Source organism: Streptomyces diacarni (genome assembly GCF_003323715.1).
GTDB classification, from domain to species: domain Bacteria; phylum Actinomycetota; class Actinomycetes; order Streptomycetales; family Streptomycetaceae; genus Streptomyces; species Streptomyces diacarni.
The window spans coordinates 1-660 of the sequence record NZ_QOIN01000009.1 but is presented as its reverse complement, the minus strand read 5'-3'; the positions used below and the strand labels follow the sequence as shown (position 1 = coordinate 660).

Here is a 660-nt window from a genome sequence, read left to right as displayed (position 1 = left end):
TGACGTTGCCACTGGACGGCCCGCGCGGACACAACACCATCGGCCGCAGCCAGACCTACGAAGCAGTACTGGACGCAACCGAAACCCGCGCACTACTCCAGGACATCCCCGCCGTCTTCCACACCCGCATCAACGACGTACTCCTCACCGCCGTCACCCACACACTCGGCACCTGGACCGGCCACGACCACATCCGCTACGACCTGGAAGGCCACGGCCGCGAAGAACTCTCCGACAACCTCGACACCTCCCGCACCACCGGCTGGTTCACCACCATCTCCCCCCTACACCTCCCAGTACCCACCACCCTCACCAACGGACTCAAACAGATCAAAGAACTCCTCAGAGCCCGCCCCCGACACGGCATCGGCTACGGCCTCCTCGCCCACACCAACACCCACACCGCCACCACCCTCCACACAGCCACACCAGCCCAGATCAGCTTCAACTACCTCGGCCAATTCGACCAAACCCTCGTCCCACCAGGATAAACACGCCCCACCGCCTCCCCGGCCCCGACTGGCACCCGGACAACCACCGCCCCTACCTGATCGACATCGTCAGCCACATCCACAACGGCCGACTACACATGCAATGGACCCACGACAACAACACACACACCACCCACACCATCCAGCACCTCGCCGAAAACACCCTGGA

At 63.5% G+C, this 660-nt stretch carries 1 protein-coding gene; it reads left to right on the top strand.

Annotation, left to right across the window (positions count from 1 at the left end):
* Window positions 1-491, top strand: a 491-nt coding sequence (locus tag DTL70_RS00050) for a condensation domain-containing protein (RefSeq protein ID WP_220183582.1), incomplete at its 5' end; no start/stop codon positions are given.
* Between the last annotated feature and the right edge of the window lie 169 nt (window positions 492-660).